This window comes from Streptomyces sp. NPDC045955 (assembly GCF_056430805.1).
The window spans coordinates 330402-330624 of record NZ_JBWKKY010000001.1 but is presented as its reverse complement, the minus strand read 5'-3'; positions in this window follow the sequence as shown (position 1 = coordinate 330624).

Sequence of the window (223 nt, the reverse complement as noted above, 5' to 3'; positions counted from 1 at the left end):
TGTGCCCCCCGGGGCGTGAACTGGCGCTACCTCCGGGCGTGAACCCGTGCCCCCCGGGGCGTGAACTGGCGCTACCTCCGGGCGTGAACCCGTGCCCCCCGGGGCGTGAACTGGCGCTACCTCCGGGCGTGAACCCGTGCCACCCCGGGGCGTAAACCGGCGCCACCTCCGGGCGTGAACCCGTGCCACCCCGGGGCGTAAACCGGCGCCACCTCCGGGCGTG